This window comes from Micromonospora sp. NPDC047187 (assembly GCF_040643355.1).
GTDB lineage: Bacteria > Actinomycetota > Actinomycetes > Mycobacteriales > Micromonosporaceae > Micromonospora > Micromonospora salmantinae.
In genome coordinates this window covers 950,354-975,229 of record NZ_JBEYUF010000001.1, presented here as the reverse complement: position 1 = coordinate 975,229, position 24,876 = coordinate 950,354, and the positions used below count along the sequence as shown (strand labels likewise).

Sequence of the window (24,876 nt, the reverse complement as noted above, 5' to 3'; positions counted from 1 at the left end):
TCATGATTCTTCGACTGTGGAGCGGGTGGACGGAGCCCGCTCTCGCTGACGCCTACGAACGGTTGTTGACGCAGGACATCGCGCCCTCGATCCTTGCCCGGCGCGTGGCCGGGCTACAGGAGCTTCGGGTTCTGCGTCGTTCCCCGCAGGAGCTGGATCCCGCCAAGGGCAGCGAATTTCTCACCGCCATGACCTTCACCGACTTCGCCGCGGTGGCAGCCTTCACCGGCGGCGATCCGTCAACCTCCGTTGTCCCGCCCGCTGCCCGTGATCTGCTCGGGCGCTTCGATCGGCAGTCCCGGCACTATCTCAGCCGAGCGGTGTTCCCCGAGGGCCATGGGAGACCCCACGGTCGGGTGAGCAGTCTGCCGCTTCACTGACCCATTGGCTGCTCGCGGTCGGCGTTGCGGCCGAGGGCGACCATGCGCAGGGTCTCCTCCCGACGGCGGACGAGCAACGCCCCGGCCAGGAAGGTCACCGGCGCGACGAGCACCAGCATCGCCCACTGCGCCGGCACCAGGGGGACGACGTGTCCCATGTGCATGGTCGAGGTGACCCAACCGGCGAGGGCACTGTCGATCACCAGGGCGAGGGCCGCCACCGGCAGGAGCATGACGACGACCCGTCGGCGTACCTCCGGAGTGAGCGTGGCTACCGCGATCACCATGGCCGACGCGGCGGCCGCCAGGCCCGCGACGTAGAGCCAGAGGACCAGCTCACTGCTCGCCTCGATGTCGTAGAAGACCTGATAGGACGTTCCGCCGACGAATACGAATGCGGGACTGGTCACCCGGTTTGTCACCAGCAGCGCGACGATCGCGGCCGGTGCGAGCAGCAGGGCCAGCAGTCGGCGTACGCCCAGCAGCGTGATCGCCCGGCGGCGCGGCGCCGGCACGGTGAGCGCGGCGGCTACCACCACGGCGAGGGCGAGCTGCGGCAGCGTGTCCACCACGTAGGTCGGGTTGTCACTGGTCTGCGGGGCGACCAGCGCGCCCCAACCGAGCACGCCGGCCCAGGCCAGACCGGCGGCGACCCAACGCCATCCGACCAGCACCGTGGCGCAGACACCCGCCCAGCCGGCGACGCGCAACCAGTCGACGAGATCCGGGCTGCTCGACCCGAACGCGGGCGGCATCTTCGGCGCGAGGACGAGCTGGTCGAGCAGCGCCTTTCCGGCGAGGGCCAGCAGAACGACCCCGACCAGCAGGCCGGTCACCGTCGCCGCGTCCGCCCAGCTTGGCTCGGTGAACCCCCGTGCGCCCACCCGCAACCGCGCCCGCAACCCGGCGCCGACCAGATTCCGCACGTCGGCGGCGGCGGGTCGTCGCTGGCCCGGCCGCGCGCCGGCGAGGAGCACGGCCAACATCTCGTCCTCGTACACCCGACGGTGTTCCCACGGATAGGCGGCCAGCAGCCGCCGGTAGCGGCGCTCCAGATCGTCGCTGCTCACGCCGCTCCCCCGTCAGTCAGGAGGCCACTGCGGCGCAGCCGCACCCGAGCGGCGTCCGCGTTGTGTCGGAGGCGGGACGCCTCCTCGGTGAGCCGCCGCGCGCCCAGGGCGGTGAGGCGGTAGTAGCGGCGCAGCCGCGACTGCACCACCTCTTCGCGCTCGACCTCGATGAGGCCGTCGGCGCGGAGCCGGTCGAGGACGGCGTAGAGGGTGCCGGCGCGTAGGCGCACCCGTCCGTCGGAGATGCGCAGCACGTCCTCGATGACGGCGTACCCGTGCATGGGCGCCTCCGCCAGCGCGGTGAGCACCAGGAACGTCGGTTCCCGCAGTGGAGACTCAGCCATGCCAGGAAGCATATACCGATAGCCGGTATATGCAAGGACGGCGAGAGCTGGGGGACGAACGCGGCCGGCACGAAGATCCGCAGTCGGTGGAAGCATCGCTCCAGCAGTGACGTGAAGCGTCGGATGACGTGTTGCGGTGCTCCATCCGGCCGGGTGTCTCGCATCCGGATCAGTGCGGTGGTCGGGCTGGCGTTCGCCGACTGACGACTCTCACTGGCGCCGGAAGCACTCGGAGGGCAGGCGGCGGAAGTCTCGTGTTCTCTCTCGCTGACGTACCGGGTGCGCAAGTTCCGAGCGGACGCTTCTCCAGCGTTTGATCCGCTTGTCAGCTAGCGGGCAAGGCGATGGTGTCCAGCCAGGCGCTGAGGGCGGGCGCGACGGCATGGAGGTCAGGGCCGTTGACCGTTTCGCTGGCGGCGGCACGAGCTTCGGGGGTCGCGTTGAATGCGATGGCACAGCCGACCACGCCGAACAGCGGTACATCCGAGCGCCCGTCACCGATGGCCGCGCAGTGCCGGAGTTCGACGCCCAGCTCGCTGGCCATCCTGATGGCGAAATCGCGCTTGGCCTGCTCGTCGAACTGCTCGGCGACCTCGCCGCTGTAGCGGCCGTCGACTATGTGCAAGCGCGGTCCGCACGCTCGGTCGAAGCCGAAGCGGCTGCACAGGTAGGCGCCGACGAAGTCCCACGCCAGCGTGGTCAGTACCGGTACGAGCGAATGGGCCCGGCACCACGAAACCGTCTCCGCAATGCCGTCCACCAGTGGCAACGACTCCAGAAAAGCCTGTGCTTCAGCGGGTGTCCTGCTTGCCCACCCACGAGCTTCGAGCACGCACGCCTCGTCACTTCTCAAGGTGCCAGCTGCGTAGCCGGCTTGTATTTGTGCGATCTCCTTGGCATTGCCGACGAGCTCGGCGAGGTGCTGGCCGCTACTGGTCGGCGTCAGCGTTCCATCGACATCAAAGAACGCCGCTCCACGGATCATGGCCGAGACAGTACCCGTCAGACGTGGGCTCCCGGGCAGTCACCTCATGCTGGCGGCTGCCAAGCGCAGGGGCCGCGAGCGCATCAGACCCCTTGAGCGGCATCGCATCCACTGATCCACGGCATCAGCTTCCCTGCGCCGCATCAGCTCCGCTCAGCCAGGAGTTACCGGAATAGCGACGACAGCTCGGGGTCAAGCTGGAGACCGATGACCTACGCCAGTACGGCGCGGCGTACGCGACGCTGGCCGTTGCACAGGAGTCGTACGACTCCGCGACGCCGTGGAGGACGCAGCCAACAAGCTCGATGGCCCAGATGACTCCGACGCCGGCACGAGCCTGTACTACATCTCCGACTGGCTTTAGGACGAACGGCCGTTCGTCAACTGGTGCCCGCCTCGCCGATCATGGGATTGTGGTGGGCGACAAAGCGCCCGTAAAACCCCAAGCCAGGCACCACCGCTCCATGATCGCAGAGCCCGAACCGATCCTGCTCCGCGATCTTGCATTTTCTGTCCCGACGCAAGGGGCACATCCACCCATATCAACAACAGAAACCGCAAGATCGACGCGGTCCTCTTGCTCGCCACACGTTGATCTACCACCAGTCCTTCTCCAGCAGAGGGTGACCCGCCGACCACAGCCCTAACGCAACGGCGTTGAGGAGTATTTGTCAGACGGCCCTCGGAGCTACTGAACATCACGTGATCGAGGCGAGCCCGCCCCCACCGCCCAATCGAGGGTGGGGGCGGACTCCGGTGGTGGTTCAGCTGGCGTACGCCTCCAACTCCCAGAGCGAGTGGCCGTATCCGGTGCCCCGGGCCGTGCCATGGATCCGCAGGTAGCGGCCGTTGGCGCCGAGGGCGGTGTGCTCGTCCACGCCGCCGTCGGCCCCGGTCACCGTCTTCACTGTGGTCCAGGTGGTGCCGTCATTCGAGGTCTGGATCTGGTACGCGCTGCTGTACGCGGCCTCCCAGCTCAGCTTGACCCGGCCGATCGCGGTGGCGCTGCCGAGGTCCACGCGGATCCACTGCGGGTCGGAGAACGTGCTCGACCAGCGGGTGGTGAGGCTGCCGTCCACCGCCTGGGCGCCGGACACGTCGGCCCCCTCGTTGCTGGACGTCGACGTGGGCTTGTTCAGCAGCAGGTTGCCGCCCGTCGGCGTTCCGGTGCCTCCGTACACCTCGAACTCGAACAGCGAGTAGCCCCAGGCGGTCCCCCGGGCCGTGCCGAGCAACCGGATGTACCGGCCGGACCCGCTGAGCCCGGTCAGGTCGTCCACCCCGCCGTCACCACCGGTCACCGTACGGATCGTGGTGAAGGTGACCCCGTCCGGTGAGGTCTGGATCTGGTATCCGCTGCCGTACGCCGCCTCCCAGGTCAGCTTGACCCGGTTGATGGCGTACGTGGCGCCGAGGTCCACGTCGATCCACTGTGGGTCACCGAAGGCGCTGCCCCACCGGGTACCGGCCACGCCGTCGAACGCGTTGGCCGCTGTGAACGCGCCCTCGAAGCTGGACGCGCGCGCCGGCTTGCCCCTGGCCAGGTTGGCGCCCGGCTCGGGATCCGGGTCCGGGTCCGGGTCCGGGTCAGGTCCGGGACCGCCGGGACTGGTGGAGAGAGTGAACTCGTCGATGTCGAAGTACGGGCCGGTGCCCTTGAAGACCAGGAACAGGGTTCGGGTGCCGGTCGGGGCGGTGACCCCACCGGTGACAGTGGCGAAGTTGGCGTACCCGCCGGTCGGCACCACGGTGGCCGAACCGACCAGCGGCCCGGTGGGCGAGTCGACTCGCAACTCCAACGTGCCGCCACCGCCGGCCGGCGCGCCGACCCGGGCGCTGAACGACTGGACGCCGGTCAGGTTGTACGGGCGGAACGAGATCCAGTCGTTGTTGTCGATGTAGCCGACCGCCGCGCCGCCGTGCCCTGCCGCCCCGGCGACGACCTGGACGCCGGACGAGTCACCGAAGTGCTCGGCCTGGCGTACCCGAGGTTGCAGCACCGCCTGGGTGTGCGTGGTCAGGGCGGGCTGGCCGCCTCCACCCAGGTCGGTGTACTCGGCGTCGATGATGCCGAAGATGTTCGCCGCCGTGTCGTGCTCGCCGTCGGCCGAGGTCTGGATGACCCCGGTGCAGCCCTGCACGCTGCCGAGCTGGTGGCCGTGCGAGTCGTGGCCGAGGACGTAGTTCACCTTGACCCGGGCACAGTTGATCGCGCCGTCCTGGGCGTCGCTGACGGTGACGGAGAACGGCACGGCGTCCCCGAAACTGAAGGTCTGCCCGTTCAACGGGGTGTTGACGGTGACCACCGGGGCACTGTTGCCGACCGTGACGACCACGCTCGCCGTGGCTGTCTTGCCGGTGGTGTCCCGGACCGTCAACGTCGGGCTGCGGGTCCCGTTGGTGGTGTACGTGAAGCTCGGGTTCGCCGCGGTCGAGTCGGTGGTGCCGTTGTTGTCGAAGTCCCAGGCGTAGGTGAACGGGTCGCCGTCCGGGTCGAGGGTGCCGGCCGAGGAGAAGGCCACTGTCAGCGGCGCGGTGCCGCTGGTCGGGGTGGCGGACACCTTGGCGATGGGTGCTCTGCCCTCACGCGCGTACTCGATGCGGTAGAGCGCCGAGTTGGCGTCGCCGTTGAACCAGCCGGTGCCGTAGTCGAGCACGTAGAGCGCGCCGTCCGGGCCGAACTCCATGTCCATGACCTGGGTGCCGGTCCACGGGAACGGGTTGATCTTCAGTGGTTGGCCGGACGAGTCGAGCTTGATGTTCTTGATCCAGCGGCGACCGAACTCACCGGCGAAGTAGGTCCCGTCGTAGTACTCGGGGAACGCCACGGGCGAGGTGTTGTTCGGGTCGTACCGGTAGACCGGCCCGCCCATCGGCGACAGGCCACCGCCGGTGAACTCCGGCGGCGAGCCGGAGCCGCCGTACGGCAACCAGGCCGAGACGGCCGGCGGCAGCTGGGTGATGCCGGTGTTGTTCGGCGAGTTGTTCACCGGCCCGCCGGCGCAGTTGAACTTCGCCCCGGACGGCCCGGACGGGAAGGTGTAGTCGTTGTAGGCGTCGTTGCGGGCGGTGCAGTACGGCCAGCCGTAGAAGCCGGGCCGGTCGATGCGGGCGAACTCGACGTTGCCCGCCGGCCCCCGGTTCGGGTCGGCGGTGCCCGCGTCGGGGCCGTAGTCACCGAGGTAGACGATGCCGGTGGCCTTGTCCACGCTCATCCGGAACGGGTTGCGGAAGCCCATCGCGTAGACCTCCGGGCGGGTCCGCGCGGTGCCCGGGGCGAACATGTTGCCGGCCGGGATGGTGTAGCCGCCGGCCGCGCTCGGCTTGATCCGCAGCACCTTGCCGCGCAGGTCGTTGCTGTTCGCCGAGGTGCGCTGCGCGTCGAAGGCCGGATTGCGCCCGGCTCGCTCGTCGATCGGGGTGAAGCCGGCCGAGTCGAACGGGTTGGTGTCGTCACCGGTGGACAGGTAGAGGTTGCCGGCCGCGTCGAAGTCCATGTCACCGCCGACGTGGCAGCACATGCCCCGGCTGGTCGGCACGTTGAGGATCGACGTCTCGCTGGCCAGGTTGATGGTGTTGTCCGCGTTGACGGTGAACCGGGCCAGCCGGTTGACGCCCTCCCAGACGGCGAATTCGGCCGGGGTGCCGGTGGCCGGCGCACCGCCGCCCGGGGTGCTCAGTGGTGGGGCGAAGTACGCGTACACCCAGCGGTTGGTGGCGAAGTTCGGGTCGGCCTTGATGCCCTGCAGACCCTCCTCGTCGCCGGTGTAGACCGGCAGAGTGGCGGCGATCTTGGTGTTGCCGGCGGCGTCGGTGTGCCGGATCACGCCGTTGCGGGAGGTGTGCAGCACGCCCCGGTCCGGCAGGACGGTGAGGCTCATCGGCTCACCGGTCTCGGCCGCGCCCTTGGCCAGCTCCACCTGCTGGAAGCTGCTGGTGACGGTGGGGCCACAGTCGGCGTCGACAGCGCCGGCGGCCGTCCGGATGCCGCCGAGCAGGTGCTGACGGAAGTTCGCCTCGCTGTACGACGCGTCGGTGTGCCCCAGGCCGGTGTACCAGGCCCGGCCGCCGGAGTAGTTCTGGCACCAGGAGATCGGGTGGTCGGCGCCCATGCTCCCCCCGGTGTAGGTGCTCTCGTCCAGGGTGGCCAGCACATGCGCGTTGCCGCGGGGGTTGGTGCGGTAGTTGTACAACTCGTCGAACCGGCTCCACCGCTGCGGCAGCGTCGCGGTGGACGGGTGCACCTGGTCGGCGACCTTCACCGTGACGTTCTGCTCGGCCGGGTGCGAGGCGAAGTACGCCCCGACCAGTCCCCCGTACCACTGCCAGTCGTACTCGGTGTCGGAGGCGGAGTGCACGCCCACGTACCCACCGCCGCCGGTGATGTAGCGCTCGAAGGCGGCCTGCTGGGCGGCGTTGAGCACGTCGCCGGTGGTGGAGAGCCAGATCACCGCGGCGAACCGGTCCAGGTTGGCGTCGGTGAACTGGGCGGCGTCCTCGGTGGCCTCGACGGTGAAGCCGTTGGCCGCACCGAGCTGCTGGATCGCGGCGATGCCCGGGGTGATGGATCCGTGCCGGAACCCGGCGGTCTTGCTGAAGACCAGCACGGTGAACGGTGCGGCGCTGGCCGTGGGTGGTGAGGCGACGATGCCGCCGGCCACGAGGATCGCGCTCAGCGCGAGGCCGAGCCACGATCTCAGGGATCTGCGCACAGTGGGGTCCTTTCGCGGTGCGAGGGACGGCGTGCGCCGATCACGCCTGGCGGTGGTGGGACGAGACATGTGAATGCATCGTTGCGTCCGGATCACGGGCGCGTCAAGCACTCTCCCACCATCCGTGAGAGCGTTATCTCCGCAGGTCAGGGGCGACCGTGTGGAGTGAGATCGAATAACGGTTTTCGGGCCGCGATCCAACCGCGGAGGGCCCCGGCGCAGGTGCCCGCACTCGGGGCCCTTCCCAACCCTCGGTCAGCGCGAGTAGTACTCGACGACGAGTTGCTCGTCGCAGACCACCGGGACCTCCGAGCGGAGCGGGAGCCGGGTCAGCCGAGCGGTCAGGCCGGGCAGGCTCACCTCAAGGTAGGGCGCGAGACGTTCCGGGGCGTGCGCCCCGGCCGCCGCCACGACGAACGGCGCCTTGCCCCGACTGCGTTGCGCCACCTCGATGACGTCACCGGGTTGCAGCCGCGCGGACGGCCGGTCCAGGCGACGGCCGTTCACAGTGACGTGCTGGTGGGTGACGACCTGGCGGGCCTGGTAGATGGTGCGGGCGAAACCGGCTCGCAGCACCAGCGCGTCCAGTCGACTCTCCAGCTCGACGATCAGCTCCTCACCGGTCTTGCCGGGCCGGCGCGCGGCCCGGTCGAACGCGCGCCGGAGTTGCCCCTCGTGCAGGTCGTACTGCGCCTTGAGCCGCTGCTTCTCCAACAGCCGGACCTTGTAGTCGCTGGTGGTGCGTCGGGCCCGGCCGTGCTGCCCCGGCGGGAACGGGCGGCGTTCGAAGTAGCGCACGCACTTCGGGGTCAGCGCGATGCCCAGGGCACGGGAACGCTTGACCTTGGGACGGGTCTGATTCATGCTTCGCCTCTCAAGTAAGGTAAGGCTAACCTTATTAGGAGATGATCGCCTTGAGCAAGCCCTCGACCAGCACGGCGGACCTCACTGACGAGGCGGGTGTCCGAATCCGATCGATGCTCGTCGCCGCCGACTCCCTCACCCTGCACATCCCGGGCGTCGAGGCGTACGTCGTCGGACGACACCTCGTGACGAGCGACGGGCGGCTGCGGATCGACCTACCGGTCGGCTGCCACCTGGTCGAACACCTCGCGCACCAGCGGGAGACTGTCGCGATGGTCGAGGTGACCGACCTGGCGCCCACTCCGGTCCGCGACCGGGTGCGCGGGCGCGCCACGCTCACGGGCTGGCTGACGACCGGGGCCGCCACGGCCGGGAGCGATCAGGAGCTGGTGACTGTCCTCGACCTCGCCACCGCCGAACTGACCGTCGACGGCCGCACCACATGCGTCGACCCGGACGAGTTCGCGACCGCCCAACCCGACCCGATGGCTGCCGTCGAGGCGGATCTGTTGTGCCACCTCGACCACCACCACCCGCACACCGTCGAAGGGCTGAGCCGGCTGATACCCGCCCGCCACCTTCAGGGCGTCCGCCAGGTCCGGCCGGTACGCCTGGACCGCCACGGTGTCGTACTCCGGTTGGAGCTGAGCACTGGTGACCGGGACGTCCGGCTGAACTTCCGGGCGCCACTGCGGCATCCGGCCGAACTCGGCGCGCGGGTCGAGGAACTGCTTCGGCACGCGCGCGGCTGCCGCGCCCGGCACGCCCGCTGACGATCGCCGCTCTCGTCGGCGGTTAGGCAAGGCTGGCCTATGCAAAACATCCCCAAAAGAGACGGCTGATAGGGAGTTGTCCCGTCGAGGCCGGGTATCACGGTGACCCGGCACCACCGACGGAAGCGAGATCGCCATGACCGACATGCTGGAGATGCCGCGGGTACACGAGTGCACAGTCACCGACTGCGGCTACAACCACGACGGTTGCCACGCGTTCGCCATCACCATCGGGCAGCAGAACGCCAGCTGCGCCACGTTCATCGACACCTCGGCGAAGGGCGGGCTGGACCGCGTCATCGCGCAGGTCGGTGCCTGCAAGCGAGACGACTGCCAGCACAACGCCGAGTTGGAGTGCCACGCGCCGTCCATCCGGGTGGGTCCGGGTCAGGACATCGCGGACTGTCAGACGTACGAACCGCGCTGATCCCGGCGCGACGCCAGTGAGGGACGGCCGCCACGGTCGTCCCTCATCCGCGTCCGAGGCCCGCTACGCGGGGACGACCATCGGCGTGCCGGCGATCGGGTCGGGTACGACGAGACAGCTGAGACCGAACACCCGCTCGACGAGGTCGCCGGTGACCACGTCGACCGGCGCCCCCTCCGCGACTATCGCACCGCCGGACATCGCGATGAGGTGGTCGCAGTAACGGCAGGCGAGGTTGAGATCGTGCATGACGATGACGATGGTCTTGCCGGACTCCGCGTTCAGTTTCCGCAGCAGCCGCAGCAGCTCGACCTGGTGGTTGATGTCCAGGTAGGTGGTGGGTTCGTCGAGCAGCAGCAGGTCGGTGTCCTGTGCCAGGGCCATGGCGACCCAGACCCGCTGGCGTTGGCCACCGGACAACTCCCGGATCGGACGGTCGATCAGATCAGCGGTGCCGGTGGCGTCGAGAGCCCGGGCGACGGCGTCGTGGTCGTCGTTGCTCCACCGTCGAAACCACCCCTGATGAGGGTAGCGACCACGGGCCACCAGGTCGGCGACGGTGATGCCGTCGGGCGCGACGGGAGTCTGCGGGAGCAGCCCGAGCACCTTGGCCACGTCGACGTTGCGCAGGTCAGCGAGGGGTTTGTCGTCGAGAAAGACGGCGCCGCCGCGCGGTGCCAGCAGTCGGGCCAGGCCGCGGAGCAGGGTGGACTTGCCGCAGGCGTTGGCGCCGACGATCGCGGTGACCTTGCCGTCGAGCACTGCGACGTCGAGGTGGTCGACGATGGTCCGGTCGTCGTAGCCGAGGGTGAGGCCCTCGGCGCGTAGTCGGGTCATCCACCCGCTCCTTGTCGGTTGGTGGTGGCCAGCAGCCACAGCAGGTAGGGCGCGCCGACCGCACCCGTCACCACACCGGTGGGCAACGGTGTGGGCAGCACGTGCACGGCGACGAGATCGGCGCTGAGCAGCAGCGCGGCGCCGACCAGGGCGGCGGGCAGGACGCCCTGGCCGGCGGGGCCGAGGAGTCGGTTGGCGATCGGCCCGGCCACCAGGGCGACGAAGGCGATCGGACCCGCCACCGACACCGCCAGGGCCACCAGCACGACGGCGGTGCCGAGCAGCCCGGCCCGGCTGAGCTCGGCCCGGACACCCAGCATCCGGGCGGCGTCGTCACCGAGTGCGAGGGCGCTCAGTGGCCGTTGCAGCAACGTGGCGACCGGCAGCAGGACGATCAGGGCACCGGTGAGCACCCACAGCTCCGTGGTGCTGGCCTGCCCGACCGACCCGATCAGCCAGTGCATGGCCTGGCGGGCCTCGAAGAGCTGCGCCCGGCTGAGCACGTAGCCGACCAGGCCCTCGAAGAAGAGCGCCACCCCGATGCCGATGAGGATGAAGCGGTAGCCGCTGACGCCGTCGCGCCAGGCCAGCAGGTACATCGCCAGGGCGGCGGCGACCGCGCCACCGAGGGCGAGACCGCTGACGACGAGCCCGCCGGCCTGGAGGAGCACGATCCCGGTGACGGCCGCCAGCCCTGCCCCCGAGGTGATCCCCACGAAGTCCGGGGACGCGAGGGGGTTGCGCAGCAACTGTTGGAAGATCGTCCCGGACGCGCCGAGGGCGAGCCCGACAGTCACGGCGGCGGCGGCGGTCGGCAGCCGCAGGCCACGGACGACGAAGTCGACGCTGGGATTGTCGGACAGGTGCAGGACCGAGGCGATCACCTCGGCGGCGCCGATGCGGAAGCTGCCCACCATCATGGTGAGCACGAAGAGGGCGGTGACCGTCACGGTCAGGGCACAGGTCACCACGACGGACCGGCCGGCTCGACGCCTCCGGTTGGCGCGCAGCGCCGCTGCCGTGCCCGACGGGGCGGAGCGACGGTCGCTCGTTGTCGTTGTCGTCACCATGTTCAGACCTCCGACAACCGGCCGTAGCGCACGATCGCGATGAACGCGGGCGCGCCGATCAGCCCGAGGATCACGCCGACCTGAACCTCGTCGGGGGCGGCGGCCATCCGTCCGAGCACGTCGGCGAGGAGCAGGACGATGGGCGCCAGCAGCATCGAGTACGGCAGGATCCAGCGGTAGTCGGGGCCGCAGATGAACCGCGCCAGGTGCGGTACGACGAGCCCGACGAAGACGATCGGTCCGCAGGCCGCGGTGGCGGCGCCGGCGAGGATCGCGACCACGGCGAAGGCGGCCACGCGGGTACGGGTCACGTTCTGGCCGAGGCCACGCGCGACGTCCTCGCCGAGCGCGAGGCCGTTGATGGCCCGCCCGAAGCCCAACGACGCGGCGAGGCCGATCAGCAGGAACGGCGCGACCCCGGTCAGGATCGGGGTGTACCGACCGGCGAGCGACCCCACCTGCCAGAACCGCAGCTCGTTGAGGGCGTCCACGTTCGTCATCACGATCCCGCTGGTCACCGAGGCCAGGCCAGCGGTGACCGCCGCGCCCGCCAGGGCCAGCTTCACCGGGGTGGCGCCCTCCCGGCCGAGCGAGGCGACCGCGTACACGAGGGCCAGCGCCGCGATCGCGCCGGCGAAGGCGAACCAGACGTAGACACCGACGCCACGCACCCCGAGCACCGTGATGGCCAGGACCACGAACGCGGCGGCGCCGGAGTTGATGCCCAGGATCCCCGCGTCCGCCAGAGGGTTGCGGGTGACGCCCTGCAGGATCGCCCCGGCCACCCCGAGCGCGGCGCCGACCAGGATGCCGAGCAGCGTGCGGGGTACGCGCATCTCCAGCGTGACGGTGCTGCTGATCGGCCCGTCGCTGTCGAGGCTGAACAGGGCGTGCAGCACCTCGGAGAGCCCGATCGAACGCGAGCCCATTGTCACGCTCAGGAAGCCGACGAGGGCGAGGACCGCGCAGAGGACGGCGAGCCCCGGCCCGAGGGCAGAGGCTCGCCGCACGCCTTCCGTCGAGGTGCGCGTCCCGATCTGGTTAGTTGCCGACATTCGGATCAGCGGCCTTGACCGCCTGGGTCAGCTTGTCCAGCTCGGTGGCGAAGTCCCCGTACGTGTGCAGCCAGAACGCCGGCCAGGAGACGGTGGCACCGACCTTGGCAGCCTTGATCTTGGACCAGGTCGGCTGCTTCGTGGTCCACTCGGCGTTGGCGGTGGGCGTGAAGGATCGGCCGTCCCACAGGATCAGGTCCGGCTGGTACTTGTCGGCGTTCTCCCAGCTGAGGTTCTCCCAGTACGGGAAGGCCGGGTCCGGGCTGGCCGGGTTGATCACCTTCAGGCCCCAGGTCTGCAGGTCCAGCAGCTCGGGCGCGTACTCGGGGTTCGCGACGTAGACCTTCTCCGTCGAGGGCGACATCGCCGCGACCGTCAGGTCCGGCTTGGCCGAGGTGGCCGCCTTGAACGCGGTCACCGCGTCCTCGAAGCGCTTCTTGTTCGCCGCGATCTGCGGGCTGGCCACGTCGGCGCCGAGGCTCTCGGCGAGGTCCTCGTACCCCTCGGCCAGCGCGACGATCGACTTGCCCTGCGTGACACCGACGACGGGAGCCAGTTCGGCGAGCTTCTTGCTCTTCTCGTCGACGCCCTCCTCCATGCCGCTGTGCGCCTTCTCGGCCGGCCACCAGTCGCCGACGATCAGATCGGGACGTAGCGCGGCGGCCTTCTCCACGTCGATCTTGCCCCACTCCTCGCCGAGGATCTGGATCCCGGTGAGGTCGAGGTTCTTCAGGTTCGGGTCGGTCTTGACCGACTCGTCGGCGTAGACGCCGACCGGCTTGATGCCGAAGGACATGAGCGCCGCGGCCTCGCCGGCGTGCGCGATGATCCGCGTCGGTGTCTTGTCGGCCTTGACGACCTTGCCCGAGCCGTCGTTGAAAGACCAGGGACCGGAAGCGGTGGCAGCGGCGGCGGTGTCACCGGTGCCCGTGTCGTTGCCACAACCGGTGAGCCCGCCGAGCACGGCGCTCAGCGCCGCGACGGCCAGGACCGGACGCCATGAGTGCATGGTGAAAGTTCCCGATCTTTCGAAGAGAAGCGAGCCATCCGGCCCGAAAGTTAGGTTAGGCTAACCAATGCTTCCGGTTTTGGCCAATGCCGGGTGCCCCCCACCTCGAAAGACGGTCAACCACCGCCGCGAAAACGGCGATCGGACGCTTCAGCGCCCGCCCGCGGCCAGCTCGGCGATCATCCCCTCGCAACTGCGGACCACGACCTGAGCGCCGCGCCGTTGCGCCAGCGGGAGCAGAGGGTCCTCCGCCCGGTCCCGCCACCGCCACTGCGCGTCGGAGGCGACCTCCCAGAGCTGCCGCACGTCGGCCTCATGCTCGACACCGAGTCGAGCCGCGAGGCCCACCCCGTCGCCGCCGACCAGCCGTTGCGCCTCGGCGGCCAACTCCGCGTCGAACCCCAGCCGGGTGTTCCGCAGTGCCACCAGCAGGCGCAGCTCCCGGAACTCGTGCGCACCGGCGAGGATCTGCTCCACCGCGCCGACCAGCTCGGCGGAGCCCCGGGTGGGCTCGGCCCGCAGCAGCGCCTCCACAGCGGCCAGCGCGGACCGCGCCTTCAGCGCGTCGCGGCGATCGATGAAACAACGCGTCACCGACTCGCGCAGCTCGGTGAGACCGCTGCGACGAATCAACTCCGCGGAGAGCTTCACCCGGCTGTCGAACCCGCTGCGCACCAGCGTGGCCGCCAGCCGGACACCGAAGACCCCGAACCGGCCCAGCAGCGCGGCGCGCACCTCGGTGTCCAGCCGTACCGGCAGCTCGCCACGGAGGAAGCGGTCGGCGGAGATGAGGTGGGTGTCCAGCTCCGCACGGGGCACCTGAGCCACTGTCGCGAGCGCGGCGAAGTCGGACTCACCGAGCATCCGGCCGGCCAGGCCGATCATGCCGCTGCACGCCACGACGTTCACGCTCAGCGCGTTCACCCTCGGGTCGCGGTAGTGCCGGCGGGCGAGCTGGCGGGCCGTGAGCAGACCGTCGATCCGGCCGCCGCCGGTCTCGTCGGCGCGGGACAACACCATGATCACGTTGACCGGAGCGGACTGTCCGACGGCACTGTCCCGTGCGGACTCCAGCACCCGCAGGTCGCTGTCGCGACCGTCGCGGGTCAGGTACAACACCGCGTCCGAGTCGCGCAACACCCGCTCCAACACCGGCGCCCGGCCCTGCTCGGCGCCGCCGGTGACCGCCGGGGTGTCGATCAGCGTGATCTGCCGCAGCGCCCGCGTCGGCCACCGCACCACGATGTCCCGCACCTCCCCCGCACCCCAGCCCAGATCCACCCGCAGCCCGGTCGCCGACTTCACCACTGCCAACTCCTGCGGTGGCTGCCCGACCGGGTAGGCGGTGGCACGCGGCGCGGCCCCGTCCTCGTACCAGGTGAAGGCCCCGTCGGCCCGCTCGACCGGCGCGACCTCCTCGCCCATCAACGCGTTGAGCACAGTCGACTTACCCGATCGCCACGGGCCGACGACGGCGATCCGCAGTGGCTGCTCCAACCGGGCCACCTGTTGCCGAAGCTCGGCGACGGCCCGGGGATTGTCCTGGTACAGCTCGATGGCCTGGTGCAGCAACCCCCACGCCGCCTCGTCCAGACGCACCCCCACCGTCATGCCTGCGGCTCCAGCAGGAGCGGGGCGGACCGGGCACCGGTCAACTGCTGAGCCTGCTCGTACACCGCCGCCAACCGGGTCATCTTCAACCGGATCTCGCGCTGCCGCTGCTCGCGCACTGAGGCATCGGTGTCGGCCTCCTGCTTCGCGCTGCGGAACGACTGCACGATGGCCTCCTGGAGTTCCTCGGTCAGCCCGGTGAAGTGGTCGCGCAGCATCCGCTGCACCTGCCGGGCGGCGTCGCGGCAGTCTCGGATGATCCGGACGAAGAAGTCGTCGACATGCCGCTGGATGGCCGTCTTGACCGTCGCCTGCCGACGACGGAGCAACTGCTTGCTCTCGTCACGGATGCTCTTGCCGCCGAAGAGCGCCCCGATGCCGACCGAGACCGGATTGATCATCGGCATGCCGGCCAGGGTGGTCGCCAGACCGAACATCAGCATGCCGCCGTACGAGCCCTTCATGCCGGTGAACAGCTTCTGGCCGGTGGTGAACCGGTCGATCGTCGGCCGTTGCAGCTCGGGCAGTCGCTCGCCGATGTCGTCCGGCATCGTCATCGACCAGGGCGGCAACACGTCGTAGCCGTACCTGTCGAAGTTGGCGGCCACCCGCCGGGCAATCCAGTCACAGCGCTGGATCAGCCACTCGTGGTTCGCCTCCGCCGCCTCCACCAGGCTCCGCTCCAGCCAGTCCTGGAAGGTGTCCCAGGCGACCAACGGGTCGGCGGTGTCGAACGCCTCGTCCACCGCGCGCAGGATCTGTCGGGTCCGGTCACGCAGGTCGTACTCAAGGTCGGCGAGCAGGTCGGTGATCTCGTCGGTCAACGTGTTCTGCCACCGGGTGGAGCACCGGCGCAGCTCGTCGACCTCGCGCTGCGCCGCGTGCAGCCGGGAGATCGGCCCGGACTGCTCCTCGGCCTCCTGGGTCGCCAACTCGGCACGCAACGGCGCGGCCAACTGCTCCACCACCGTCCGGGACACCGTCTGCACCGCCGCCCGGGCCAGGTGGTCGGCCTTGCCGGTCAGGTCGCGTTGCAGGCGGGCGATCAGCGCCGGGAAACCCGACTCCGCGTTGAGCACACGGTCGTCGGCCGCGGCCGCGCGCAGTCGCAGCGCCGCCGAGACCGGGATCAGCGTCGCCGGAACCCCCGCCTCGGCCAGGTGCTGCCGGTTGCGCTCGGCGACAGTACGCCAGTCCGCGACCAGATCGGTCTTGCTCTGCACCACCACCACGTTCGGATGCGACCGCATGATGTGCAGCAGCATGTTCAGCTCGGCGACCGACAACTCCCGAGTGGAGTCGGAGACCAGCAGCACGGTGTCCGCGCGGGCCGGTGCGGCGACCGAAGCGGCGGCGCCGATGCCGGCGACCTCGTCGGTGCCGGGAGTGTCCACCAGCACCAGCCCGGCACCGAGCAGGGCACGGGGCAGTCCGATCTCGACGTACGCCGGGCCGCCGCCCGGCCGACGTCCGACCAGGCCGGCCACGCCCGCCGCGACCTGGTTGAGCGCCACCGGGGTCCGCTCGACGGCCACCGCGTCGGCGGTGCCGGTGGGGTGCCCCGGGGCTGGTGGCGGCACCTGCGCCACCGCCGCGGTCGGGGCCTCGGCGTGCCGCACGACGGTCGGCAGGACTGTCGTCCGGCCGTCGCCGACCGGGCACGCCGGAGCATTGATGATCGCGTTGATCAGCTGACTCTTGCCCTGGTTCGGCTCGCCGATGACCAGGACACGCAGCGTCGGGTCCAGCAGTTGCGCGCGCTTCTGCCGCACCGTCTGGAGTAGGTCACCGCGACCGTGTGCAGTGCACGTGCGGGCGATCTCGTCCAGCACGTCCAACCAGATCCCGGCCATCACCGCACCAAGTGTGCGGATTTCGGCTTAATTATCAAGAGGGACCGGATGTGGAACCGGGAAGGGCCGGATCGCCCGAGACGATCCGGCCCTCCGCTCCGACCGGAGATCCGGGTCAGAGCAGACCGCCGGTGATACCCAGCAGCCCCTGATCGGACGAGGCGTGTGAGTCGCCGAGCACACCATCGGTGACCCCACCGGTCACGTCACCGACCGTGTCGGTGACACCGGGGAGGAGGCTGTCCACCTGGTGCGTCACGCCGCCCACAGTCGACGGCACGTCGAGCGGCGGGACCCCGCCGACGACACCGTCGCCATGCCCGAGGCCCAGCCCGCTGAGGGTGTCGTCGACACCCAGCGAGCTGACGACCCCGCCGAGCTGACCGTGGGTGCCGGAGAGGACACCACCGGTCAGGTCGCCGCCGATCAGGTTCGGGTCAGTGACGCCGAGCAGACCGCCCGGGTCGCCGACGGTGCCGGTGACGTCACCGAGCACCGGGTCCGCGATCGCGTCCACCGGCTGCACCACGTCGGCGTCGAGGGTGTGCGCCACGTCGGAGACACCGGCCAGGTCGGTGTCAAGGCCGTACGGGCCGACGCCCAGACCGATGCCCGGCAGCACGGTGACCCCGGCGGCGGCGGTCGACGGGTCGACAGCGATGGCGCCGAGCACGCCGGCCTTGACGTCCACGCCACTGGGCGAGCTGGTGACGCTGATCTGCTGCGCCACACTCTGCAACTGACCCACCACGTCGGTGGTGTCGGTGAGCAGCGGGTCCAGCCCGAGCTGCTCGACCGGCGAGGCCAACGGCGCGAGGCCCGCACCCGGCGCGTAGTCGACGACCAGCGGTACGACGTCCTGCACGTCCGCAGCGGTGATGTCGGTGAGCCCGGCGCCCCGCAACGCACCCTCGGGGTCGAGGTCGAAGGCCGACCGCGCGTCCGGGTTCGTCAGTAGGTCGAGCACGAAGTCGTGGAGCGTCTGCTGCGAGTCCATGTGCCGGTTCTCCTCGGATGTGGCATTGGCGGGGTGTCGTACGTCGACAGTGACGACGCTATTGCCGGGGGTCGCCCCCGGGCATCGGGGCTGAGCCCGCATCCGGGCCGGTTGAACTAGGGGCTCCCCCACCTCGTACGTTAGGGGGACAGGGGGAAACCGTCCCGGCGAGATTAGGGTCCCGACCAGGGACTGATCTCTGGTACGAACGTAGGAGCCCGCGGGGTTCGCCGGGGGTGGGTCGTCGGGGCAGCCGACGCCATCGCCACCGACCGGCCGACTCACGGGGAGAGACAGAGACGATGCCGTACGTCCTGGGGATAGACATCGGAAGCAGCAACACGGCCGCCGCCGTCGCACGGCGACGCGGCGCGACCTGGACCCGTCCCGAAGCCGTCCCGCTGAGCGCCGGCTCGCCTCTCATGCCGTCGGTGTTGTGCCTGGCCGAGGACGGTTCGCTGCGCGTCGGCGAGCCGGTGACCGACGACGGCAGCCGCACCACCCGGGACTTCGTCCACCGGATCGGCGACGACGTGCCGGTGCTGCTCGGCGGCGAGCCGTGCGCGCCGCAGACGCTGACCGCCGAGCTGGCGGCGTGGGTGGTGGAGCGGGTCCACGCCCTGGAGGGTGGGGCTGCCGAGGCGATAGTGCTCAGCCACCCGGCGGGGTGGCGCCCCTACCGACGGGAGGTGCTGCACCGGGCCCTGTCGGACCTCGGCCTACGGCACGTGACGTTGCTGCCCCGCACGGTCACGGTCGCCGAGAGCCACGCCGCTCGCGGGTTCGCGGGCAGCACCGCAGTGGTCTACGCCCTCGGGGGCAACAGTTTCGAGGCGGCGCTGGTGCGCCGCACCCCGCGCGGCACGTACGAGACGTTCGGCACCCCGCAGGGTCTCGACTCGATCGGCGGCGTCGACTTCGACGAGGCGCTCGCCGAGCATGCGCGTACCGTGCTGGCCCGGGAGTTGGCCGCGACCGGGCGTCGCGGGGCCCAGGTCGCGCTACGCGGGCTGCGCGCGGAGTGTGACCGGGTCAAGCGGGTGCTGACCGTCGACCTCACTGCCGACGTGGTGCTGACCCTGCCGAGCGGCCCGGCGCGGGTGCCGGTGACCCGGGCACAGTTCGAGGCCATGATCCGCCCGACGGTGCAGGCCACCGTCGACCTCCTGCTCCGGGCCGTGCGTAGCGCCGACCTGACTCCGGCGCAGCTCGACGGCGTCCTGCTGGCCGGCGGCTCCACCCGGGTCCCGCTCGTGACCGAACTGATCGGCGCGGCCCTCCCGGTGCCCGTCGAGGTGGAGCCGGACGCACAGTTGACAGCCGCCACCGGGGCGGCGATGGCCGCTTGCCAGGTGGTGTCACCACGCCCTCGCCAGCCGCCGGCCCGCGTTCCGGCCCCGGTCAGCGGCGCCGGGCGGGCCACCCTCCCGGCACCACGCCGAGCCCATCACACCGTTCCGGGCGATCCGCCACCGCGGCCCCCGGTCCGGGTCCTCCCACTGGAACTGCCGAAGCCGTCCCGCCTGGCGCTGGCCCGCGGCCGCGGACGCGAAGGATAACCCTGATGATCATGAATGACCTCGCCGCACCAGGGATGACCCTGGACAAGGGGTTGCAGGCGCTACTGGACACTGTCGCGCAGGATCCGACCGGCCCCCTCGTCGTCGGCGTCGCCGGCCCGGCCGGTCACGGAAAGACCGCGCTCCTCGCCGAGCTGGAGCGCATTCACCAGCGCGCCGGGATCGCCGTCCGCACGGCCGCCCCGGAGCCGGACGAGCCGGTCGACCCCGACACTGTGGTGCTGGTCGACGACGCGCACCTGCTCGACGACGCGCGGACCGAAGCGCTGCTGCGTCTGGTCGTCGGCCGGCGGCACCGGTTGGTGGTCGCCCACCGCCCGTGGCCCCGGTCGGCGGCGTTCAGTGAACTGGTCGACGCCCTGCGACGCGACGGGCAGGCCGTGCCGCTCACGCCGTTCACCCGGGAGCAGACCGCCGCCCATCTCGCCGCCACGCCCGAGCTGGGCCGCCCCGCCGACCTGGTCGACTACGTCCACACGCAGACCGCCGGCGTACCCCGGGACGTGGAACGGCTGGCCCGCGGCCTGGTCGGCGCGGAGACCCGGACCGGCACTGTGGACCCACCCCGGTCCGTCATCCTCGAATTCGGGCCGGACCTGGACGTCCAGCCCGCCGCGGTACGACGGCTGCTGCTCGCTGTCGCGGCCGGCGGGGCGCTGCCGGTGAGCATGCTCGGCGCACTGCTGGGCCGGGACCCGGCCGGGGTGGACGAACTGATCGCCACGACCAGGGCGGCCGGGCTGCTCGGCGCGGATGGTCGGCTCGCACCGATCGTCCGGCGGGCCGTCGCGACGCTCAGCCCCGCCACCGAGCGGACAGCGGTCTGGCGGCGGCTCACCGAGTTGCAGCTCGCTCGGGGTGGCGCGGTGTTGCCGCTGGTCCGCTCCCTGCTCGCGGTCGGCGCGCTCGGCGACTGCCCGGCCGCGACCCTGGCCGCCGCGGCGGACGAGGCGCTGGCCGACGAGCCGGCCTTCGCCGCCGAGCTGTTCGCGGCGGCCACGGCCGCCGGGCGGCCACCCAACGCGCAGCAGGCGCTCGCCGCCGCGCTCGCCGGTGACCTCGACGACGCGCTTCGGCTGGCGGACCGACTCCTGGCCACCGCCGCTCCCCCGGAGCGCTCCGAGGCGGCCGTGGTCGCCGCCACCGCCCTGGCCCACCGTGGTCACGTCGGTCGCAGCGTCGAGCTGTTCCGGTGGTCGGGCACCGCCTCGGCGGCGGCGTTCGCCATCGTCGGCGGGCTGGCCAGCGGTGACCCGGCCGCCCGCACCGAGTCACCGGCGGGTGACCCGGCCGGTGAACCCCCGACCCTGCACGCCAGCGCCGCCCGACTGATGGCCAACGGTGTACGGGAGAGCGTGACCGGCCCGCCGACCGCCGCGCTCTCCGCGCTCGTGCAGGCCGCCGCGCTGCTGGAGCCGGACGGCCGGGCGGCGCTGCTGCCGGACAGCCCGGCGGCCCTCGCCGCGTTGACGGCGGTGCACTGTGGTGAGCTGGAGATCGCCGAGCGGGTGCTGCACCGCGCCCTGGGCGCCGGTGTCGGTGGCCCGCTGATGGCCCGCCGCCACCGGCTGTTGCAGGCCTGGATCCTGATGGTCCGTGGCGAGATCCACGCGGCCGGTGAGCGGCTCGCCACCGTGACGCTCGACGGGCGACCACTGGAGTCACGCGACCAGCTCTTCGCCGCCGCGATCCGGATGGGAATCGCCCGGCGCAACAGCGACCTCGGGGCGCTGAAGCGGGGTTGGGGGCAGGCGCTGGAGGCCGTGGTGCGGCACCCCGTCGACCTGTTCACCCTGCTGCCGTTGGGTGAGCTGGCCATCGCGGGCGCGCGGCTGGGTGACCTGGCCCGGCTGGAGCCGTACCTGCACCAGGGGCGCGCGTTGCTCGACCGCCTCGACAATCCACCACTGTGGAGTGTGCCGCTGCACTGGAGCGGGCTGCACGCCGCGATCCTGACCGGCGAGCCGACGATCGCCGACGAACACGTCACGGCGCTGCTCGCCGCCGCTGGCCACAGCCGGTACGCGGCAGTGGTCGCCTCCGCCGCGGAGAGCTGGGTGGAGGTGCTCCGCGGGGTCGTCGACCCGGTTCGGGTGGAGGCCGCCGCCCGAGGGCTGCACGACACCGGGTTGTGCTGGGACGGCGCCCGCCTCGCCGGGCAGGCCGCCATCCGTACCGCGGACCGGCGGGCGATGACCACCCTGCTGGAGTGCGCCCGCGCGTTGCAGGGGCGGCCCTCCGGCGGGCAGAGCGGGCAGACACCGACGACCGGTGCGAGCACGGCACGGGTCGCCGGCCCCACGCAGCACGGTCTCAGCGACCGTGAGTACGAGGTCGCCGAGCTGGTGCTTGCCGGATTGACCTACCGGGAGATCGGCGATCGGCTCTTCATCTCGGCCAAGACCGTCGAACACCACGTGGCCCGGATGCGCAACCGGCTCAACTGCGCCAACCGCACCGAACTGCTGGCGTTGCTGCGCACCCTCGTCGCCGACCGGGCCAGCGACACGGCCGGGCAACCGTGGCCGCAGCGGGCGACCCGATGACCCGCAACGACGTTCGGCTGATCCGGACCAGGCTGGCCGTGCTGGCCGCCGTGCTGGTCACGCTCTGGTCGTACGCGGCCTACGTGTCCGGCCAGGACGCCGTCGACCTGCTGCGGGTCCGGGCGCTGGCGGACACACTGGGCCAGCCCATCGACCGCCTGATTCTGAGCCTGCAGACGGAACGCCGGATCACCGCCGAGACGATCGCCGGGGCGGGGCAGACGACGCCCGCGCTGGTCGGGGCCCGCGAAGGCACCGACCGGGCCGCCGCCGAGATCCGCGAGTTCACCAAGGGCCGAGACCTCCGGTTGCTCAGCGCCGGCAGCGTCCGTGACCGGGCCGACGAGCTGGTGCGCCGGCTCGACGGCCTGGGCACGACCCGATCCCAGGTGGACACCGGCCGGCTCGACCAGGGTACGGCGGTCGACGGGTACGACGAGGTCATCGACGTCGCCTTCCGGGTGTACGGCCCGGAGTGGGGCGCGTACGAGAGCGGGTTGGCCGCCGACACCCGCGCGGTGATCGCGCTGGCCCGCGCCCGGGAGTTGCTCGCCCGGGAGGACACAGTGGTCAGCGCGGCCCTGACCGGCGCGCGGTTCGGCGCCGACGAGCAGCGCCGGCTGACCGCACTCGTCACCATCCAGCGGAACGCGCGCACCGAGGCCGTGGCCGGGCTTCCGCCCGACGGCCAGGGCGAGCATCAGCGCCTCGCGGCCGGCCCCGAGTTCGCGGCTCTGCTCGCGCTGGAGGACCGGCTGCTGCTCCAGGCCGGCACCGCCAACGCCCTGGCCGGTCTCACCGTCGAGGGCTGGCGGGCCGCGGCGGACGCCACCCTCGGCGCGCTGCAGACACTGGTGACGAACACCGCCCGCAGCAGCGTCGAGCGGGCCACCCCCGGCGCCGCCGTGCTCATCGCGCGTACCGGGGCCGTGGTGGGGCTCGGCCTGATCGTCGTGCTCGTGCTCCTGCTGAGCTGGGCGGGCACCGTCCGACGCCTGACCGACGAGCTGACCAGGACCGACGCCGACCTCCCGACTCCGGTGCCGGACCCCCCGGCCCCGACCCAGCAACCGGCGACGCCGGGGGGTGACGCCGAACGGGAGCTGTTCCTGGGGCTGACCCGACGCAACCAGGTCCTGCTGCGCGAGCAGCTCAGCCTGCTGGACGGGATGCAACGTCGGGAACGGTCCACCGAGGAGACCGGCGAGCTGTTCCAACTCGACCACCTCGCCACCCGGGTCCGCCGCAACGTGGAGAAACTGATCACCCTGGCCGGCGCGACACCCGCCCGCCGCTGGCGACGCCCGGTGCCACTGCTCGACGTGGCGCGCGGCGCGGTCGCCGAGGTGCCGGACTACCAGCGGGTCCTGATCGCACCGCACTGGCCGTGGTCGCTCGCGGGGCCAGCCGTCACTGACGTCATCCACCTGCTGGCGGAGTTGATCGAGAACGCGCTGGCCTTCTCCGGGGCGGAGACCACCGTCCGGGTCAGCGGCGAACAGCGCCCGCAGGGGTGTGCCGTCCTCGTCGTCGACGACGGGCCCGGCCTGGACCCCGCCACGCTGGCCGAGGCGAACCACCTGCTCGGCAATCCGCCACCGGACGGCCCGCCCGCGGGTCTCGCCGGCTGGTACGCCGCCGCCGTGCTGGCCGGCCGCTGCGGTGCCCACGTCTCGCTGCGCCCCAGCCGGCGCGGTGGGACGGCCGCAGTCGTGCTCATACCCTCCCGGCTCATCACGGTCGCCGACACCGGCCGCACACCGGCCAGCGCACCACCCGACAGCCCGTACCCACCGGCCCGCACCGGCGCCGACCTGACCGACCCCAACGGCAACGGCGCGCTGCCGACGCGGGTCCGCCACCCCGGGCCGACCGGCCCGGAACACGGCAGGACCAGCCTCGACACGGTTGAGTTGCCGGTCGCCAGAACAGCAAGGAGACAACAATGACGTCTGCAGTGGTCACCGAGGACGGCCTGACCGACGCCCTGAACGACCTGGTCGACCGGGTGCACGGCGCGGAGTTCGCCGTGGTGCTCTCACCGGACGGGCTGCCGCTCGGCGGCTCGCGGCAGGTGGGGGCAAAGCTGGCCGAGCAGATCTCCGGCGTGGTCGCCGGACTGATCGCGTTGGGGCTGGCCGCCACCCGGACCTGTGACGCGGGCCGGCTGCGTCAGGTAGTGGTGCAGATGTCGCGAGCGTTCCTCTTCATCGCCACCATCCCGAACGGGACCATCCTCACCGTGCGGATCGCCGGTGACGACGTCGAGGTCGGTGACATGGCGTACGAGGTGGCGCTCTTCGTGGGGCAGGCCGAGCAGCACCTGCCGATCACGCTGGGCCCGGCCTCCTCGGTGACGATCGGGGACACTGGTGCACACCAGCGGCACCACTGACGAGGCGTGGTACGACGACGACGCGGGCCCGGTCGCCCGGCCCTACACGATGACCGGGGGGCGCACCGCGCCCGCACGCGGCCAGTTCGACCTGATCTCGCTGGTCGTCGCCCGGAGGGGGGTCACGCCTCCCACACCGCTCTTCCCCGAACAGGCGCGGATCGTCGAGCTGTGTCACCATCCAGTGTCGGTGGCCGAGGTGGGTGCCGAGTTGGATCTTCCGCTGGGGACGGTCCGGGTGCTGCTCGGTGACCTGCTCGCGGCGGGGCTGATCGAGACGCACGAACCGCCGATGCTGTCGGAGCTGCCGACCGAGGATCTGCTCGAGGCGATACTCGTCGGGCTTCGCGGGTTGTGACCGGGCAGGC

General features: G+C 71.2%; 20 protein-coding genes. 8 read left to right on the top strand and 12 right to left on the bottom strand.

What is annotated here, in order from left to right:
* Positions 1–65 precede the first annotated feature (65 nt).
* Complete coding sequence (locus ABZ794_RS04215) at positions 66–380, top strand: hypothetical protein (protein ID WP_210781419.1); 315 nt, start codon at positions 66–68, stop codon at positions 378–380.
* Here ABZ794_RS04215 and ABZ794_RS04210 read toward each other — a convergent pair.
* From ABZ794_RS04210 to rpsD, 5 genes are all read right to left on the bottom strand, one after another.
* Positions 374–1,450, bottom strand: coding sequence for a hypothetical protein (locus tag ABZ794_RS04210; RefSeq protein ID WP_238689996.1), 1,077 nt, complete (start codon positions 1,448–1,450; stop codon positions 374–376). The two genes, ABZ794_RS04215 and ABZ794_RS04210, sit on opposite strands and share 7 nt — an antisense overlap.
* Positions 1,447–1,794 carry a PadR family transcriptional regulator gene (locus tag ABZ794_RS04205; protein WP_210781421.1) on the bottom strand — a complete coding sequence of 116 codons (348 nt, stop codon included), beginning with the start codon at positions 1,792–1,794 and terminating at the stop codon, positions 1,447–1,449. The genes ABZ794_RS04210 and ABZ794_RS04205 overlap by 4 nt, the downstream gene beginning before the upstream one ends.
* 325 nt (positions 1,795–2,119) lie before the next feature.
* Positions 2,120–2,779, bottom strand: a complete 660-nt coding sequence (locus ABZ794_RS04200) for an HAD family phosphatase (protein WP_238689995.1) — start codon at positions 2,777–2,779, stop codon at positions 2,120–2,122.
* A 764-nt stretch (positions 2,780–3,543) separates the two neighbouring features.
* Entirely contained in the window at positions 3,544–7,491 is a 3,948-nt protein-coding gene (locus ABZ794_RS04195) for a ThuA domain-containing protein (protein WP_357514129.1), read from the bottom strand.
* Positions 7,492–7,746: 255 nt separating this feature from the next.
* Positions 7,747–8,355 (bottom strand): 30S ribosomal protein S4, encoded by a 609-nt coding sequence (gene rpsD / locus ABZ794_RS04190; protein ID WP_357514127.1) that lies wholly within the window; start codon positions 8,353–8,355, stop codon positions 7,747–7,749.
* A 113-nt stretch (positions 8,356–8,468) separates the two neighbouring features.
* Here rpsD and ABZ794_RS04185 point away from each other — a divergent pair, with 113 nt between their 5' ends.
* Complete coding sequence (locus ABZ794_RS04185) at positions 8,469–9,128, top strand: DUF2470 domain-containing protein (RefSeq protein WP_357514209.1); 660 nt, start codon at positions 8,469–8,471, stop codon at positions 9,126–9,128.
* Positions 9,129–9,264: 136 nt separating this feature from the next.
* Complete coding sequence (locus tag ABZ794_RS04180; protein WP_112678265.1) at positions 9,265–9,555, top strand: DUF1540 domain-containing protein; 291 nt, start codon at positions 9,265–9,267, stop codon at positions 9,553–9,555.
* A gap of 63 nt (positions 9,556–9,618) precedes the next feature.
* Here the strand turns inward: ABZ794_RS04180 and ABZ794_RS04175 are convergent, their stop codons facing one another.
* From ABZ794_RS04175 to ABZ794_RS04145, 7 genes are all read right to left on the bottom strand, one after another.
* Positions 9,619–10,392, bottom strand: a complete 774-nt coding sequence (locus tag ABZ794_RS04175; RefSeq protein WP_357514125.1) for an ABC transporter ATP-binding protein — start codon at positions 10,390–10,392, stop codon at positions 9,619–9,621.
* Entirely contained in the window at positions 10,389–11,462 is a 1,074-nt protein-coding gene (locus ABZ794_RS04170; RefSeq protein ID WP_210781427.1) for an iron ABC transporter permease, read from the bottom strand. Before ABZ794_RS04170 ends, ABZ794_RS04175 begins: the two co-directional genes overlap by 4 nt.
* 2 nt (positions 11,463–11,464) lie before the next feature.
* Positions 11,465–12,472, bottom strand: coding sequence for an iron ABC transporter permease (locus ABZ794_RS04165; RefSeq protein WP_357514123.1), 1,008 nt, complete (start codon positions 12,470–12,472; stop codon positions 11,465–11,467).
* 31 nt (positions 12,473–12,503) lie between these two features.
* The gene (locus ABZ794_RS04160) at positions 12,504–13,526 is read right to left on the bottom strand and encodes an ABC transporter substrate-binding protein (protein ID WP_210781429.1); all 1,023 of its coding nucleotides are present in this window, start codon (positions 13,524–13,526) and stop codon (positions 12,504–12,506) included.
* 150 nt (positions 13,527–13,676) lie between these two features.
* Positions 13,677–15,137, bottom strand: coding sequence for a GTPase (locus tag ABZ794_RS04155; RefSeq protein WP_238689989.1), 1,461 nt, complete (start codon positions 15,135–15,137; stop codon positions 13,677–13,679).
* A complete protein-coding gene (locus ABZ794_RS04150; protein WP_238690128.1) occupies positions 15,134–16,990 on the bottom strand; it encodes a dynamin family protein in 1,857 nt (618 codons plus the stop codon). Before ABZ794_RS04150 ends, ABZ794_RS04155 begins: the two co-directional genes overlap by 4 nt.
* Before the next feature lie 115 nt (positions 16,991–17,105).
* Complete coding sequence (locus ABZ794_RS04145; RefSeq protein WP_238689988.1) at positions 17,106–17,987, bottom strand: IniB N-terminal domain-containing protein; 882 nt, start codon at positions 17,985–17,987, stop codon at positions 17,106–17,108.
* Between the two features lie 302 nt (positions 17,988–18,289).
* Between ABZ794_RS04145 and ABZ794_RS04140 the strand changes: the two genes are divergently transcribed.
* Genes ABZ794_RS04140 through ABZ794_RS04120 form a run of 5 tightly spaced genes read left to right on the top strand, consistent with a single transcriptional unit; the run spans position 18,290 to position 24,866 of the window.
* Complete coding sequence (locus ABZ794_RS04140; RefSeq protein ID WP_210781432.1) at positions 18,290–19,546, top strand: Hsp70 family protein; 1,257 nt, start codon at positions 18,290–18,292, stop codon at positions 19,544–19,546.
* 5 nt (positions 19,547–19,551) lie between these two features.
* Positions 19,552–22,113, top strand: a complete 2,562-nt coding sequence (locus tag ABZ794_RS04135) for a LuxR C-terminal-related transcriptional regulator (RefSeq protein ID WP_357514119.1) — start codon at positions 19,552–19,554, stop codon at positions 22,111–22,113.
* Complete coding sequence (locus tag ABZ794_RS04130; protein WP_238689986.1) at positions 22,110–24,062, top strand: nitrate- and nitrite sensing domain-containing protein; 1,953 nt, start codon at positions 22,110–22,112, stop codon at positions 24,060–24,062. The genes ABZ794_RS04135 and ABZ794_RS04130 overlap by 4 nt, the downstream gene beginning before the upstream one ends.
* Positions 24,059–24,508 (top strand): roadblock/LC7 domain-containing protein, encoded by a 450-nt coding sequence (locus ABZ794_RS04125; protein ID WP_210781435.1) that lies wholly within the window; start codon positions 24,059–24,061, stop codon positions 24,506–24,508. Before ABZ794_RS04130 ends, ABZ794_RS04125 begins: the two co-directional genes overlap by 4 nt.
* Complete coding sequence (locus tag ABZ794_RS04120; protein ID WP_091399588.1) at positions 24,486–24,866, top strand: DUF742 domain-containing protein; 381 nt, start codon at positions 24,486–24,488, stop codon at positions 24,864–24,866. The genes ABZ794_RS04125 and ABZ794_RS04120 overlap by 23 nt, the downstream gene beginning before the upstream one ends.
* Positions 24,867–24,876 lie beyond the last annotated feature (10 nt).